Here is a 15,677-nt window from a genome sequence, read left to right as displayed (position 1 = left end):
GTTATCTGTTTAAAAAGTCATAAGATTAGTCACTGGTAGGAATTAATCTAACGTATTTATTTATCTGCGTAATCACTGTTTTTAGTCTGTTTCAAAACAGTAGATGTTTTATCTACATTACGCATTTTGAATACCAACATGACGAATCCCTCCTTCTTAATTACAAATTTTTAGCATCTAATTTAACTTCAATTCCTATTATACAAAATTGGGCTGATAAAGTCAATCAATATTTAAAAGATAGAAATATCGATCAACAAATAACAGAAAAATCGCATGCGGAACTTGGAAAAAAAGAACTACCAAAAATTCATGAAGGTTTTTACTCAAAAAAATTAGAAGACAAAGGAGTTATAAGCGAGTTAAAAAGAAAAAATTTAGAAATTCAAAGTTACAATGATATTCTAGCCGAACTTGATAAACTTGAAAGTCAAGAGAAAGTGTTAAAACAAGACCAAAACTTCACTTTAAAATTTGAAAAAACTTTCTCACCCTTAGAAAAAGGAGAACTGAAAAATCTTTCAAAAGAATTGAAATTATTTATTAATGATGAAAACATTGATAAACGATTAGGTGAATTAAAACGATGGGAAAATTCACTTATCTTTAATAATAAAATGGAAATTCAAAAACAACGTTTGATGTTAAGTAAAATTAGTAGTGAACGAGATATGCTTACAAAGGCAAATGAAATTATAGACAAACAAGCAGAAAGATTCTTCAAAAAATCTTATCCAAGTTTGAATATTGACAAATTTTCAAATCACGAAGTTAGAGCAATGGTTAATGAAACCATATTTAGAAAACAGTTATTGAATAAAGACCAGTTAGCAGAGGTCATTTACAATGAAAGAGTAGTAGAAAAAGAAGAAAGTAAAAAGATTTTTAAAGAAAAACCATTTCAAACTAGCCGTTATCTTGATTCAAAAATTAAACAAGTTGAAGATAGTATAACAAAAGAAAATAACCCTGAAAGAAAAGAAATTTTATCAATTAAAAAAGAAAAACTAATAGGAATAAAACAAGGATTGATAGAATATGTTCAATCAGAAGTTGAAAGAAAATTTGATAAAAATGTTTCAATAGATTCAGTCATATCTTTTATAGGTCAATAGAGTATACTCATGTTAATTATAAAAAATTATTTATCCAAATTTAATTTGTACTTTTTCTTGACATAGTACCAATATCTGGTTCTAAGGATAATCGTCCAAATTTTCAAGCCATGATTGAAAATTGTCGTAAAGGTATGATTGATGTTATTCATACCAAGTCGATTGCCCGCTTTGCCAGAAACACGGTTACAGTTCTTGAAATTACTCGTGAACTGAAGGCAATAGGAGTAGACATATTCTTTGAGGAACAAAACATTCATACCCTTTCAAGTGAAGGCGAAGTGATGCTTTCAGTATTAGCGAGTATTGCTGAGGACGAGTTGAGGAGTATGAGTGGCAATCAACGTTGGGCATTTCAAAAGAAGTTCCAACGAGGTGAGCTAGTCATTAACACCAAGCGATTCTTAGGATACGATTTAGACGAGAATGGTGAGTTGATTATCAATCCAGAAGAAGCTTTGATAGTCAGGCAAATATTTGCACTTTACCTTGAAGGGTATGGTACTCATCGTATTGCCAAACTGTTAAATGAAAAGGGAGTTGCGACGGTTACAGGTGCTAAATGGCATGACACCACAATTCGTCAAATGTTAAGCAATGAAAAATACAATGGTTCAGTCTTATTGCAGAAGTATTTTCACGATGGTGTGAATGGTCCTAAAAAATTGAATCAGGGTGAACTCGAACAATACTTTATAGAGGATAATCATGAAGCTATTATTTCCATGGAGGATTGGCAAGCAGTTCAGGGCAAACTAAACAGTAGAAGATGGCAACAAGGTAGAAACAAAACCTATAAATTTACGGGGTTATTAAAGTGTCAGCATTGTGGTTCGACTCTAAAGAGACAAGTTTCTTACAAGAAAAAAATTGTTTGGTGCTGTTCCAAATACATAAAAGAGGGAAAAGCAGCTTGTAAGGGGATGCGTGTACCAGAAGTAGATATCTCAAATTGGACAGTAACCTCGCCAGTAACAGTAATAGAAAGGGATAGAGATGGGGAAAAGTATTACAGTAATACCGGCCAAGAAAGTGCAGACCAGCGTTCTTCATCAGGACAGGAAGAAAATCAAAGTAGCCGCATATTGTCGAGTGTCCACCGACCAAGAAGAACAGCTATCAAGTTATGAAAACCAAGTTAATTATTACCGAGAGTACATCTCCAAACACGAGGACTATGAGTTAGTTGACATCTATGCGGATGAGGGCATCTCAGCAACCAATACAAAAAAACGTGATGCTTTTAACCGCTTGATACAAGATTGTAGGGCGGGTAAGGTGGATAGGATTTTGGTCAAGTCAATTAGTCGATTTGCCAGAAACACCCTTGATTGTATCAAATACGTTCGAGAGCTGAAAGAACTGGGTGTTGGTGTGACTTTTGAGAAAGAGAATATAGACAGCCTGGATTCCAAAGGTGAAGTTCTCCTTACAATCCTTTCATCCTTAGCACAGGATGAGTCACGCTCTATCTCAGAGAATGCGACGTGGGGAATTCGTAAGAAGTTTGAACGTGGCGAGGTGCGCGTGAATACCACTAAGTTCATGGGTTATGACAAGGATGATAATGGTAGGCTTATAATTAACCCGCAGCAAGCAGAAACAGTTAAATTCATTTACGAGAAATTCTTAGATGGGTATAGTCCTGAGTCCATAGCTAAATATTTGAATGACAATGAAATACCTGGTTGGACAGGAAAGGCAAATTGGTATCCAAGCGCAATACAGAAAATGCTTCAAAATGAAAAGTATAAGGGTGATGCCTTATTGCAAAAGACTTTTACAGTTGATTTTCTGACTAAGAAACGAGTTCAAAATGACGGTCAGGTTAACCAATACTATGTAGAAAATAGCCATGAGGCCATTATTGATGAGGAGACTTGGGAGACTGTTCAACTGGAAATGGCAAGACGCAAAACCTACCGAGATGAGCATCAGCTCAAATCATATATCATGCAGAGTGAGGACAACCCATTTACCACCAAGGTGTTCTGCGGAGCCTGCGGGTCAGCCTTTGGACGGAAGAATTGGGCAACCAGCCGAGGGAAACGTAAAGTTTGGCAATGTAACAACCGCTATCGCATAAAGGGTGTTGAAGGGTGTTACAGTAGCCATTTGGATGAGGCGACACTCGAGCAGATTTTTCTAAAGGCATTAGAGCTACTAAGCGAGAACATTGATTTGCTTGATGGCAAGTGGGAGAAAATCTTAGCAGAGAATCGCCTACTGGATAAGCACTACAGCATGGCATTGAGTGACCTGCTTAGGCAGGAGCAGATAGACTTCACCCCCTCAGATATGTGCCGAGTGCTAGACCATATCAGGATAGGACTTGATGGTGAAATAACCGTTTGTTTCCTTGAAGGAACTGAGGTAGATTTATAAAGCAAACGAAAGGCTGTAACTACAGGGGGAAACCATTGTGGTTACAGCCTTTTTTGCGTTTTTGTGGTAAAATGATGAATGAACAGTATCAAATCGTTATCGGCAAAATTTTACCCAAACGATATAGAGAGCTATATTGCTTATAAAGCACCATTCATAGAGAAAATTTACGCTGAAATAGGACTATGAAAAACCTAAGTTTATCGAACTTAGCAAACTATAAGTTTCTAAGAGATAAAACCTATAAAACTTGTACGGATATTGTAGGGTAGGAAAAGAAATCTTCCTCTATACTAAAATAAACCGAATGAAAAGGGGGATCGAAGTGAATATTATCAAGTCGTTTAACAATACGATTGATTATCTTGAAACAGTTCTTGATGATGAAATTGACGAAAAGAAAGTAGCACAGCTATCCGGATATTCGTACTCGATGTTTAGTCGCTTGTTTTCTATTCTGACCGAAACAACTCTCTCCGAATATTTAAGAAGCAGAAGATTGACGGAAGCAGCCGTTATTTTAAGAGATACGGACGAAAAGATTATTGATGTTGCCTTCAAATTCGGATATGAGTCATCGGATTCGTTTGGAACAGCTTTTAAGAATTTTCATGGATTTACTCCTTCAGAGGTAAGAAACGGGAAACCATTCAAATTAGTATCACGAGTGCAATTATCACTCAGTGTAAGAGGAGGAAGAAGTATGAATATTACAATTCAAAAGAAAAAAGCATTTACAGTTGCAGGGATCAATGAAAATAACATCAATTCATCATTATGTTCAGGTATATGGGGGAAATTGTTTTCTAAGGTTAGCCATGAAGAAATCTCAAAATTAGGGACAGGAGAATCTGTTGGGGTTTGCCACGATATATTAAACCTTGATAATCATGATGTTTTAGAATCCAATACAATTAGCTATATGGCAGGCTATATTGTTAATGATGTGGATAAAGCAAGAAGCATAGGCTTAGATGTTTTGGAAGTGGAAGAAGCGGAGTATGCTGTTGTAGAATTAATAGGATCTGTTCCGGATTGTATTCATAACGGATGGAAATATGCGTTGGAAGTTTTCTTCCCTGAGCATGGTTATGTTCATTCAGGAAAACCTGACTTTGAATATTATTATGAAGGTGATATGGATAGTAAAGATTATAAAATGGAGCTTTGGATTCCGATAACTAAAGCTAAAAAAATACCAGTTAATCTATCTGATACCTTTTAACGATATCTCGATAGGACTTAAAGGCGAAATCGCGGTTCGCTTCCTGGAAGGAACTGAGGTAGATTTATAGAGTAAAGAAAGGCTGTGACGACAGTGGGAAACCACTGTGGTTACAGCCTTTTTTGCGTTTTTGTGGTAGAATCAAATTGTAGAACAATTTGGAGGTCATAAGATATTGCAGACACTGGTTGAATTTGTAGCAATTGCAGAGGAAAAAGTGGTTGATAATTTCGATAGTTACATGATGGAATTTCAAACTTTTATGGTCCAATCAGGAGTAATTGATGATGAATCTGTAGATAGTCAATTTCATAGCCTATCTGAAGTACCACTTTATGTTATTGATTTCCATTTAATGGATTAGAATTATCGTTCCATAGTATTATCGAAAATTAATCCAAGTTAATTTCGTTTCATAATATAGGTTAGACCTATCAGCACACGTGGAGTGCGTAGTGTTGCTACAACGAAGCAACGGGTAAAAATCCTTTATTTTAAGCACTTTTTCAAGCATTTTGTCTTTATTGAAAAGAGTGATTTTGACATAAAAAAGGTTCAAAAAAAGTACATTGATGTGAATGTCTGTTTGGATGTCGACTGCGTAGACAAAAAATAGATACGTCATAAAAAATAATAGTTCAGCGAGAACATTTTACTAAGTGTTCTCGTTTTTTTATTTTCAGGAGGAATTCATGAAAAAGAAGGAACAATCATCACGCCAAATCGTGATGTGTCATCTTGTGGCTATTTTAGGAGTTGATATTGTGAAAGCAACACAGCTAATTGATGAAATGGAACAACCAGGTTTAATCCGATTTGATGAATTTGGAAATGTTGGAATATTAGTCTTGGAGGGACAATCATGAAACGAATTACCGCTAATCAGTATCAGACATCAGAGCGTTATTATAAACTCCCTAAAATTTTGTTTGAGAGTGAACGTTATAAGGATATAAAGCTGGAGGTTAAGGTAGCCTACGCGGTTTTAAAAGATAGGTTGGAGCTGTCTTTGAGTAAGGGCTGGATTGATGAGGATGGGGCTATTTACTTGATTTATTCCAATTCAAATCTGATGGCACTTTTAGGCTGTTCAAAGTCAAAATTACTCTCTATCAAGAAAACCTTACGTGACTATGGCTTAATTGATGAAGTCCAACAGTCCTCTAGTGAAAAAGGTCGAATGGCAAATAAAATTTACTTGGGGGAATTAGAACATGAAACTACCCCAGTCTTACATACTGACGGGGCTAGTGTTAAAAAAACACTAGGGGAGTCTCAAAGAAAGACGGGGCCGGTCTTAAATTCAGCCCCTAGTGAGACTGAAGGAAGTGAGACTAAATATAGTGAAACTGAAGGGAGTGATTTCCTTATTGAGGACGAGGAGGAGAGGCAGCTGGTAGATGAGAAACAAGAAGAGAACTTTACTTCAAAAGTTGATGGCGTGACCAAGTACGATCGAGACTATATTTGGGGTTTGGTTCATGATCAGTTAAGACAGACAGGTCTATCTCAGTCAGCTAGTGACTATGCCATGATTTATTTTAGTGACCGTTATCAGTATGCTTTGGAACATATGCGATTTGCTCGGTCAGCGGAAGTAATAGCTGAATACGTATTTAATGGTGTGCTGTCAGAGTGGACCAAGCAACTGAGACGACAAGAAGTAAAAGGAGGTGAATAAGATGATTTGGTGGATACTAGGTGGAATCTATCTGATTTCTATCATCATTTTGATTGTTGAAATCATCCGTGCACCAGATATGGATGATCATATATAGGCAAGAGTTTTACATGTGTAAGGCTCTTTTTTAGTTGGAAAGAGAGGAAAAATGAAATTTTTAGATTTATTTGCTGGGATAGGCGGTTTTAGGCTAGGGATGGAATCACAGGGTCATAAATGCCTGGGCTTTTGTGAAATTGATAAATTCGCCAGAACATCTTATAAAGCCATGTTTAACACAGAAGGAGAAATAGAATACCATGACATTAAAGAGGTCACAGACCATGATTTTAGACAATTTAGAGGGCAAGTGGACATCATCTGCGGGGGATTTCCTTGCCAAGCATTTTCACTCGCAGGCAGACGATTGGGATTTGAAGATACTCGAGGGACTCTCTTTTTTGAGATTGCTCGAGCGGCCAAACAAATCCAACCACGTTTTCTATTTTTGGAAAACGTCAAAGGCCTACTCAATCACGACGAGGGACGGACGTTCGCCACAATCCTCTCCACGATGGATGAATTGGGGTATGATGTCGAATGGCAGGTGCTTAACAGTAAGGACTTCCAAGTCCCGCAAAACAGAGAGCGGGTCTTTATTATCGGACATTCTAGAAGATACCGTTCCAGATTCATATTTCCTCTCAGAAGAGAAAACAGCTCAGCTCATCTTGAAAGGTTAGGAAATATCAATCCCTCTAAACGTGGTTTGAATGGTGAAGTCTATCTGACGAGTGGACTTGCTCCTACACTAACAAGAGGTAAAGGAGAGGGAGCTAAAATCGCCATTCCAGTCTTAACACCAGATAGACTAGAAAAACGGCAACATGGTCGTCGACTTAAGGACAATCAAGACCCTATGTTTACTTTGACAAGTCAAGACAGACACGGAGTTGTTGTCGTAGGAAATCTGCCGACTAGCTTTGACCAGACTGGAAGAGTATTTGACATATCTGGCTTGTCACCGACTTTGACCACCATGCAAGGTGGAGACAAGGTGCCAAAGATTTTGCTGAGGGAGGAGCTGCCATTTCTGAAAATCAAGGAAGCCACAAAAAAAGGGTACGCAAAGGCAACTCTTGGAGACTCTGTCAATCTGGCTTATCCAGACTCAACCAAACGTAGGGGACGAGTGGGAAAGGGAATATCCAATACTCTGACGACTTCAGACAATATGGGAGTGGTAGTTGCTGCTCTGGAATATCGACAGGATAAGTGGTATGAAGTCACAGGCATTGTCTTAGAGGGGAAACTTTATCGGCTGAGAATAAGACGACTGACACCAAGAGAGTGTTTCAGACTGCAAGGCTTTCCTGACTGGGCTTATGAAAGAGCAGAGAGTGTTTCTAGTAAGAGTCAACTATACAAACAGGCCGGCAATAGCGTGACTGTCACAGTTATTGAAGCCATTGCCAGAGAATTTAGAAGAACGGAAGAGGAAGAAAAACATGAACCTACTACATAAGAAAAGTATCCTAGATTGTACTGAATTAGAAGAACGTATTCACCAAGCTGAAACAAATCAGTTAGTGGAAAAGATACTATCACTCCCCAATTTTGATTGTGACTTTGAGGTGACTTTTGAAGATGATTACCACAAAGAGATGAATGATCCCCTATTCTACGAATCCAATCTTCATCGGATTTCGGATTTTATGGAAACTAGGGATATTAAAAATGGTGTAGATACTCTCTTGACGAAAGACAATCACCTGGCCTTTCGTGCCTTTGGTGAAAATTATTCTGCTAGGGGAAAGGATGGCATTTTAACGACTTTAGTGACGGTCAAGTGCTTTGGTGAAGGACGGATGCCCATTGATATGAGTCGCTATTTCTCAACTCCTGAACAAACAGTTGAAAATAGCCTAACCCTATAAGGAGGTGTCTATGCTTGAGGTATATCTAGGAAATAATATCAATACAAATCAAGACTTACTAACCATTTTGACGACCTATGGTGTGACTTATCGTTGTATAAATGCGTGTGATGTAAACCGTGAAATCTTACTGTCACTCTTTGCCAAAACCACGGATTGTTTTGAGTTGCTGTCGCCACGATTTCTTCGCTTTAAACGTCAATATTCGATAAGTTTGAATGAGATGATTCAGCTCATTCTCCAAAAGCCAGACCAAAACCTTCGTCTGCCTCTCATTGTCTGTCAGAATCACGTCTATCCATCTATTGGGCTAGACGAAGTGCGAACCTTTCTTCCCAGACAGGTAAAAGAAGAACTGTTTCTGGCCAGCCTGATGAAACAAGTGACAGGGTAGGTGTGAAGATGAATGAACGATTTTGGGACAATTTAGAAATCATTCTGGCAGAAAAAGACCTCACTTGGGCAGAACTAGCTCGCAAAGTATTCAACGGTCAATATGTTTATCCAAGTGAATTTAATCGCCTCTATCAAAAACTGCGACATTACAAATCCAATCGTCTGATGCCCCAGACAAGATGGGTTGAGCGAATCGTTCTAGTCTTAGAAATTGATTATGAAGATTTATTCAAGAGGTGACAATGATAAGGATAGTGGTGTTTTATCTAGCCATACAGCTTAACGGTCTTCTGGTGAGTTTATACCTGAAAGAGTATCTGACAATAGAGGGGATAGTCCTGCTACAATTGGTCCTATTAAGTGTGACTTGCCTAGAGATTGCCCGTCATAAAACAGTTCAAGAAAAAAATATGACCTGGCAAAATCACCTAAGATGGTTGCTTCTCGGTTTTATGTGTATGGTGACTTTTGCAGTCTTCATCAGTTTTCTATTTCCAGTTCAGACTAGGAATCAAGAGTTATTGGTAGAAGTTGGAAAGCAGGTTCCTCATGTTATCTTTTTATTGTTTCTGGTCAATGCAAGTGTCCTTGAAGAGATAGTTTATAGGCAGTTGCTCTGGGAAAAATTGACATTCCCTTTTGTACAAATAGGCGTGACCAGTTTTCTCTTTGTTCTATCCCATGGACCTAATCAGTTAGGGAGTTGGCTCATGTATAGCTGTCTTGGCTTGACCTTGGCTGCTGTTCGATTGAAAACTGATTGTATGACGGCAATGGCCTTACATTTACTTTGGAATAGTTTGGCTTATGTCGTAACTTTCTTGTGATACCAAAATCAAGAGTGCTTCCGTATTATGGAAACACCTTATGTTTGATAGGGAATCGAAAAAAAGAGGAGGTCACCATGTCATCTGAACAACAAGAACGTCAAGCGATGCAATACGTGGAAAGAAGTAGTTTATTGACAGTCAGAACCCTCTTAAAGCTCTTAGAATGGTCGGCTAGGCAAGCCTTAGCTCAAGATTCAGCTTATAAGATTGGGGTTCAAAAACTGGAAGAACTCCTTCAAAGCCCTTACGCAATTGAAGCGATAGATGTTAGTAAAGACATACTGGATAAGCCAATCGATGTGGAGAAATTTAAGGAGCTGATGGAGTCAGAAAAACTGCCAATCGCAATTAGTTGGCAAAAAGACTATCTCTACTTTTATGCCAAGGATAAGACCTTGCTCGATCATCACTTGGATGAATTGTTGAAGAAACTGATGTCTAATCCAGAGAAGCTAGAAGGTTTAACCTTTGATAAAACCTTGGACCAAGAGATAGAGCTGGCCAAAGAGAAAATTAGAGTGACAGAACCTTCGGCAGTCAAAACCAAGGAGGTGACCTTGTAATGTATTCCAGGCAAAAAGCATTTGTCTTTGGACTCTTGGGGCTCGCCTTTGGCTATTTCTGCCATCGTCTAACTCTACTCTATGATAGTTTAACCAATGCCTCACCTATGGAACGATTTGCCTACCTCTTAGGAGAGGGGTTAAATCAGGTTTTCAATCCTTTATGGCTATTTTCCTTTACTCAAAAATCTCTTCTTGCCTTTATCCTTGGGGTTCTAACGATGACACTAGTCTATCTTTATGTATCGACAGGACAGAAAGTCTATCGAGAAGGGGAAGAATACGGTTCTGCACGATTTGGAACCAGTAAGGAAAAGCGGAACTTTTACAGTAAGAATCCTTTCAATGACACGATTTTGGCTCGTGATGTTCGTCTAACCTTGTTGGAAAAGAAGAAACCCCAGTTTGATCGAAATAAAAATTTGATTGTCATTGGGGGTTCTGGGGCAGGTAAGACCTTTCGCTTTGTGAAACCCAACCTTATCCAACTTAATTGTTCCAATATTGTCGTAGATCCGAAAGACCATTTGGCTGAGAAGACAGGTAAACTCTTTTTAGAAAACGGTTATCAGGTCAAGGTTTTAGACTTGGTTAATATGACCAATTCAGACGGTTTTAATCCCTTTCGTTATGTAGAAACAGAGAATGATTTGAACCGCATGTTAACGGTCTATTTTAACAATACCCGTGGGTCTGGCTCTCGCAGTGATCCATTTTGGGACGAGGCTTCCATGACATTGGTGAGAGCTATTGCCTCTTATTTGGTGGATTTTTACAATCCTCCAGGAAGTTCCAAGCAAGAGCAGGAAGCAAGACGTAAGCGTGGCCGTTATCCGGCCTTTTCTGAGATTGGGAAACTTATCAAACTCTTATCAAAGGGAGACAATCAGGACAAAAGTGTTCTTGAAGTCTTGTTTGAAGATTATGCTAAAAAATACGGTCACGAAAACTTTACCATGAGAAACTGGGCAGATTTTCAAAACTACAAGGACAAGACCTTGGATTCGGTCATTGCTGTGACGACCGCTAAGTTTGCCCTCTTTAATATCCAATCGGTGATTGATTTGACGCAAAGAGACACTATGGATTTGAAAACGTGGGGCACTCAAAAGACCATGGTCTATCTTGTTATTCCAGACAATGATACGACTTTTCGTTTCCTATCTGCTTTATTTTTCTCTACGGTTTTCTCCACTTTGACCAGACAGGCTGATGTTGACTTTAAAGGGCAACTGCCTATTCATGTTAGAAGCTATCTGGATGAGTTTGCGAATGTCGGAGAAATCCCAGACTTCGCTGAACAAACCTCAACAGTTCGCTCTAGGAATATGAGTATAGTTCCAATCTTGCAAAATATTGCTCAACTCCAAGGACTTTATAAGGAAAAAGAGGCTTGGAAAACTATACTGGGGAACTGTGACAGCCTCCTCTATTTGGGTGGAAATGACGAGGAAACTTTCAAATTTATGAGTGGTCTATTAGGTAAACAAACCATTGATGTCAGAAGTAGCAGTCGCTCTTTTGGGCAGACTGGTTCAAGTTCGACCTCTCACCAGAAAATTGCTCGTGACTTGATGACGGCTGATGAAGTAGGGAATATGAAACGAGATGAGTGTCTTGTACGCATTGCAGGGGTTCCTGTTTTTCGAACCAAGAAATATTTTCCGCTCAAACACAAATATTGGAAATGGCTTGCGGATAAGGAAACCGATGTACGCTGGTGGCACTATCATATCAATCCCCTAACCGCTGAGGAAGAGGTAGATTTGTCAGGCCATAAAATAAGGGATTTAAGCACAGAAACGACACTACATTAATAGAAATGAGGAATTATATGAATCAAAAACTAACAGGTTTTGTTTACGGAGTGGACGCTAGCTCCATGTTCTCCCAAGCCATGTCTCTATTACAAAAAGGCTTAATTGCAGTAGGAGCCTTTCTTGTTGTTATGGGCATTATCAACCTTTCAACCAACATTAAAGATGGTGGGCCAGGTGTCCGAAATGCCATTCTAGAAATTGTTGGTGGGGTCATGGTGGGAGCCGCTGGTGCTTTTGTGACTCAGATTACCATTTAGGGGAGGACTGCACATGACATGATAATGAATTTTACGTCACCTTTTGTATTTCTAGCCTCTGAAAAAGTATCTAGCGATAGCCTTTTTGAAGGGTTTCAAGTGGATTTAGAATCAACCGCCAACTTGGTTAAGTCACTAGCGGACTTTAATCCGACGGTGTGGTCTTACATGACAGCCATTACCAAGGGGATTATGCAGCCCTTGGGAGTAGCTATTCTTGCGGTTGTTCTCGTACTCGAATTTTCAAAAATGGCCAAGAAAATCGCAAACTCAGGTGGTGCAATGACCTTTGAAGCCATAGCACCTATGATTGTCAGCTACATCATGGTCGCGATCGTGATTACCAATACGACGGTTATTGTGGAAGCCATTATTGCCCTTGCCTCTTATGTTATTGAACAAGTGGCAGGGCTTGTCACGAATGGTGGTGCTAATTATGATACCATCTCAGGCATTAAGGGATCTGGAATTGTAGGAAAAATGATTATTGGCTTTTTTGCGATTCTCATTTGGTTGGTACGAATGGCCAGCATCATGGTTGTCAATATCTTGATTACCATTCGCTTTATCCAACTCTATCTGATGATACCTTTTGCCCCTGTTACCATTCCGACCTTCCTTAGTGATGACTGGAGAAGTGTTGGGATTGGCTATCTTAAAAACATCATGGTCTATGCCGTTCAAGGTATTTTGATTTTTCTAATTGTATCTCTTGTTCCTTTGTTTGAGTCGGCTGGTAAGATTGCCGTATCAAATGGAGCTGGAGTGATGGAATCACTCGCCATTATGTTTGGTGGCTTGGTACAGGCCATATTGTTAATCATTGCCTTGGTTGGCAGTCAACGGACCGCCCGAAGTATTTTGGGGATGTAGGAGGATGGGAGTAAATTGCCCGCCTCCTCTTTTTATAGCTTACTTAGATTGGAGAACATTTATGAACACACGTGTCTTTAAAGACATTTCAAAGGTTCAACACAGGGCATGGCTGGGATTTACAACTAGACAGGTTATTTTTGTATTTCCAGCCGTCGCCATAACCATTTTGGTATTGGGTTTGAACCTATTTTACTGGCAATTTGGGGATTGGTTTGTCTATGGTTTTGTTTTTAGCTTTACCATTCCACTCATGTTATTTGGGGTCTATCGCCCTAATGATTTACCATTTGAAATCTACCTCAAGTACCGTTTTCATTATGAACTAACAGTACCAGACTGCACATTTACTGGAAGAAAAGGAGACCAATGTGAAAAAATTAAAACACTCAATGAAACCAAAGACCTCTTCTAATGACAAAAAGCAAAAGACGAAAACACAGAAGCAGGAGATCAGACCTTCTACCTTAAATACGTTAGCCTATCAAGGGCTTTTTCAGAATGGCCTTATGCAGGTCAGTCCAAGCTATTTCTCACAAACCTATCTTTTAGGAGATGTTAATTATCAAACAGTTGGCTTAGATGATAAGGGAGCTATCGTGGAGAAATATTCCGATTTAATCAATTCACTGGATGATAAGACCAATTTCCAATTGACTATTTTCAATCAAAAAGTTAATTTGGAAAAATTCCGTAAGAGTATTCTCTATCCCTTACAGGAAGATGGGTTTGATGATTATCGTGACGAATTGAATCGCATGATGGATGCCAACTTAGAGGCGGGTGAGAACAATTTTTCAGCCGTCAAGTTTCTTTCATTTGGCAAGAGCGACCAAACACCAAAACTAGCTTTTCGTTCTCTGTCACAGATTGGGGAATATTTCATGAGTGGCTTTTCAGAGATTGATGTATCTCTTGGTTTACTTGGTGGAGAGGAGCGAGTGAATGTCCTTGCGGATATGTTACGAGGTGAAAATCATTCACCGTTCTCTTACAAGGACTTGACCCTCTCAGGTCAATCCACCAAACACTTTATTGCCCCAACCTACCTTTCCTTTAAACATAAGAATCATATTGAATTGGACGATCGATTATTACAGATTGTTTATGTTCGTGACTATGGTATGGAGCTAGGGGATAAATTTATTAGAGACTTGATGCAGTCAGATTTGGAAGTAATGATTAGCTTACATGCTAAAGGCTCTACCAAGTCTGAAACCATGACCAAGCTACGAACCAAGAAGACCTTGATGGAATCGCAAAAGATTGGGGAACAACAAAAGATGGCTCGGACTGGAATCTATTTGGAGAAGGTCGGGCATGTTCTTGAAAACAATATAGATGAAGCTGAGGCTCTTCTTCAAACCATGACCCAAACAGGAGATAAACTGTTTGACACCGTATTTCTAATTGGCGTGCTGGCGGATACTGAAGACCAACTCAAACAAACTCTTGATATTATCAAGCAAGTTGCAGGGTCTAATGATATGATTATTGATAATTTGACCTATATGCAAGAAGCTGCCTTTAATAGTCTCTTGCCATTTGGGAAGAACTATCTTGAAGGTATTTCTAGGTCTCTATTGACTTCAAACATTGCCGTAAATGCACCTTGGACTTCCGTAGATATTCAGGACAAGGGTGGGAAATTTTATGGTATCAATCAAATCTCAAGTAATATTATCAGTATTGACCGTGGCAAGTTAAATACTCCGTCAGGTTTGATTTTAGGAACTTCTGGAGCTGGTAAAGGAATGGCGACAAAACATGAAATCATCTCTACTAAGCTCAAGGAAGCAGATAGTGAAACTGAAATTATTATTGTTGACCCAGAAAACGAGTACAGTATTATCGGTCAAGCCTTTGGTGGGGAGAGTATTGATATTGCCCCAGATTCCACTACCTTCTTAAATGTCTTAGACCTATCCGATGAGAATATGGATGAGGATCCAGTCAAGGTCAAGTCCGAATTTCTCTTGTCCTGGATTGGAAAGCTCTTGGACCGCAAAATGGATGGTCGTGAGAAGTCCTTGATTGACCGTGTGACACGACTCACCTATAAGCATTTTGACACACCATCATTGGTCGAGTGGGTCTTTGTCTTATCTCAACAACCTGAACAGGAAGCTAAGGACTTGGCACTGGATATGGAACTCTATGTAGAAGGGTCGCTAGATATATTTTCACATCGGACCAATATAAAAACAGACAGTCATTTCCTTATTTACAATGTCAAAAAATTAGGCGATGAATTAAAACAAATTGCCCTTATGGTTATCTTTGACCAAATTTGGAATCGTGTGGTGAAAAACCAGAAACTAGGGAAGAAGACCTAGATTTACTTTGATGAAATGCAGCTTCTTTTATTGGACAAATATGCCTCTGATTTCTTCTTTAAACTCTGGAGTCGTGTCCGTAAGTATGGGGCGATACCAACTGGCATTACTCAAAATGTGGAGACACTTCTTTTGGATGCCAATGGCAGACGTATTATTGCCAATAGCGAGTTTATGATTCTATTAAAACAGGCTAAGAGCGATCGCGAAGAATTGGTGCATATGCTTGGACTTTCCAAGGAACTGGAGAAATACTTGGTCAATCCTGAAAAAGGGGCAG

17 protein-coding genes and 3 pseudogenes are annotated in these 15,677 nt (G+C 39.0%); 19 read left to right on the top strand and 1 reads right to left on the bottom strand.

The genetic code is table 11. The features are described from left to right. Positions 1–56: 56 nt before the first annotated feature. Positions 57–140, bottom strand: coding sequence for a 23S rRNA methyltransferase attenuation leader peptide (locus ACVRWY_RS08755; protein WP_013641314.1), 84 nt, complete (start codon positions 138–140; stop codon positions 57–59). Between ACVRWY_RS08755 and ACVRWY_RS08750 the strand changes: the two are divergent. The 19 genes and pseudogenes from ACVRWY_RS08750 to ACVRWY_RS08660 all read left to right on the top strand — a co-directional run. Further along, a pseudogene (locus tag ACVRWY_RS08750) lies at positions 111–287 on the top strand (hypothetical protein); the annotation flags it as partial. The gene ACVRWY_RS08755 and the pseudogene ACVRWY_RS08750 overlap by 30 nt on opposite strands. 153 nt (positions 288–440) lie before the next feature. Then, positions 441–1,115, top strand: a complete 675-nt coding sequence (locus ACVRWY_RS08745) for a hypothetical protein (protein ID WP_354369812.1) — start codon at positions 441–443, stop codon at positions 1,113–1,115. A 71-nt stretch (positions 1,116–1,186) separates the two neighbouring features. Further along, positions 1,187–2,245: pseudogene (locus ACVRWY_RS08740) on the top strand (recombinase family protein); the annotation flags it as partial. Continuing rightward, positions 2,148–3,500, top strand: coding sequence for a recombinase family protein (locus tag ACVRWY_RS08735; protein WP_435533042.1), 1,353 nt, complete (start codon positions 2,148–2,150; stop codon positions 3,498–3,500). The pseudogene ACVRWY_RS08740 and the gene ACVRWY_RS08735, both read left to right, overlap by 98 nt. A 325-nt stretch (positions 3,501–3,825) precedes the next feature. Then, on the top strand, positions 3,826–4,725 hold the full coding sequence (locus ACVRWY_RS08730) for an AraC family transcriptional regulator (protein WP_354369811.1): 900 nt from the start codon (positions 3,826–3,828) through the stop codon (positions 4,723–4,725). A gap of 175 nt (positions 4,726–4,900) precedes the next feature. Beyond that, on the top strand, positions 4,901–5,089 hold the full coding sequence (locus ACVRWY_RS08725; protein WP_193433841.1) for a hypothetical protein: 189 nt from the start codon (positions 4,901–4,903) through the stop codon (positions 5,087–5,089). A 328-nt stretch (positions 5,090–5,417) separates the two neighbouring features. Beyond that, positions 5,418–5,591 carry a hypothetical protein gene (locus ACVRWY_RS08720; protein WP_000726045.1) on the top strand — a complete coding sequence of 58 codons (174 nt, stop codon included), beginning with the start codon at positions 5,418–5,420 and terminating at the stop codon, positions 5,589–5,591. After that, positions 5,588–6,406: a replication initiator protein A gene (locus tag ACVRWY_RS08715; protein ID WP_000822780.1), complete on the top strand. Its 819-nt coding sequence runs from the start codon at positions 5,588–5,590 to the stop codon at positions 6,404–6,406. Before ACVRWY_RS08720 ends, ACVRWY_RS08715 begins: the two co-directional genes overlap by 4 nt. Before the next feature lie 148 nt (positions 6,407–6,554). Continuing rightward, the gene (gene dcm, locus ACVRWY_RS08710; protein WP_354369810.1) at positions 6,555–7,910 is read left to right on the top strand and encodes a DNA (cytosine-5-)-methyltransferase; all 1,356 of its coding nucleotides are present in this window, start codon (positions 6,555–6,557) and stop codon (positions 7,908–7,910) included. Beyond that, positions 7,894–8,322 (top strand): hypothetical protein, encoded by a 429-nt coding sequence (locus ACVRWY_RS08705; protein WP_002936474.1) that lies wholly within the window; start codon positions 7,894–7,896, stop codon positions 8,320–8,322. Before dcm ends, ACVRWY_RS08705 begins: the two co-directional genes overlap by 17 nt. Before the next feature lie 10 nt (positions 8,323–8,332). Next, on the top strand, positions 8,333–8,716 hold the full coding sequence (locus ACVRWY_RS08700; protein WP_024390295.1) for a thioredoxin domain-containing protein: 384 nt from the start codon (positions 8,333–8,335) through the stop codon (positions 8,714–8,716). 8 nt (positions 8,717–8,724) lie between these two features. Next, the gene (locus tag ACVRWY_RS08695) at positions 8,725–8,958 is read left to right on the top strand and encodes a hypothetical protein (protein WP_002935120.1); all 234 of its coding nucleotides are present in this window, start codon (positions 8,725–8,727) and stop codon (positions 8,956–8,958) included. A 2-nt stretch (positions 8,959–8,960) separates the two neighbouring features. Further along, positions 8,961–9,545 (top strand): CPBP family intramembrane glutamic endopeptidase, encoded by a 585-nt coding sequence (locus ACVRWY_RS08690; protein ID WP_354369809.1) that lies wholly within the window; start codon positions 8,961–8,963, stop codon positions 9,543–9,545. Positions 9,546–9,622: 77 nt separating this feature from the next. Beyond that, complete coding sequence (locus tag ACVRWY_RS08685; protein ID WP_002936460.1) at positions 9,623–10,111, top strand: hypothetical protein; 489 nt, start codon at positions 9,623–9,625, stop codon at positions 10,109–10,111. Then, on the top strand, positions 10,111–11,928 hold the full coding sequence (locus ACVRWY_RS08680) for a VirD4-like conjugal transfer protein, CD1115 family (RefSeq protein ID WP_354369808.1): 1,818 nt from the start codon (positions 10,111–10,113) through the stop codon (positions 11,926–11,928). Before ACVRWY_RS08685 ends, ACVRWY_RS08680 begins: the two co-directional genes overlap by 1 nt. Positions 11,929–11,945: 17 nt before the next feature. After that, complete coding sequence (locus ACVRWY_RS08675; protein ID WP_001072182.1) at positions 11,946–12,188, top strand: hypothetical protein; 243 nt, start codon at positions 11,946–11,948, stop codon at positions 12,186–12,188. A gap of 18 nt (positions 12,189–12,206) precedes the next feature. Next, entirely contained in the window at positions 12,207–13,061 is an 855-nt protein-coding gene (locus ACVRWY_RS08670; protein ID WP_354369807.1) for a VirB6/TrbL-like conjugal transfer protein, CD1112 family, read from the top strand. Between the two features lie 61 nt (positions 13,062–13,122). Continuing rightward, the gene (locus ACVRWY_RS08665; protein ID WP_354369806.1) at positions 13,123–13,476 is read left to right on the top strand and encodes a PrgI family protein; all 354 of its coding nucleotides are present in this window, start codon (positions 13,123–13,125) and stop codon (positions 13,474–13,476) included. Next, positions 13,433–15,677 (top strand): annotated as a pseudogene (locus ACVRWY_RS08660) (VirB4-like conjugal transfer ATPase, CD1110 family); the annotation flags it as partial. The gene ACVRWY_RS08665 and the pseudogene ACVRWY_RS08660, both read left to right, overlap by 44 nt.

The organism is Streptococcus porcorum (assembly GCF_053203725.1).
The sequence above is the reverse complement of the archived record's forward strand: the minus strand, read 5'-3'. Positions and strand labels throughout refer to the sequence as shown.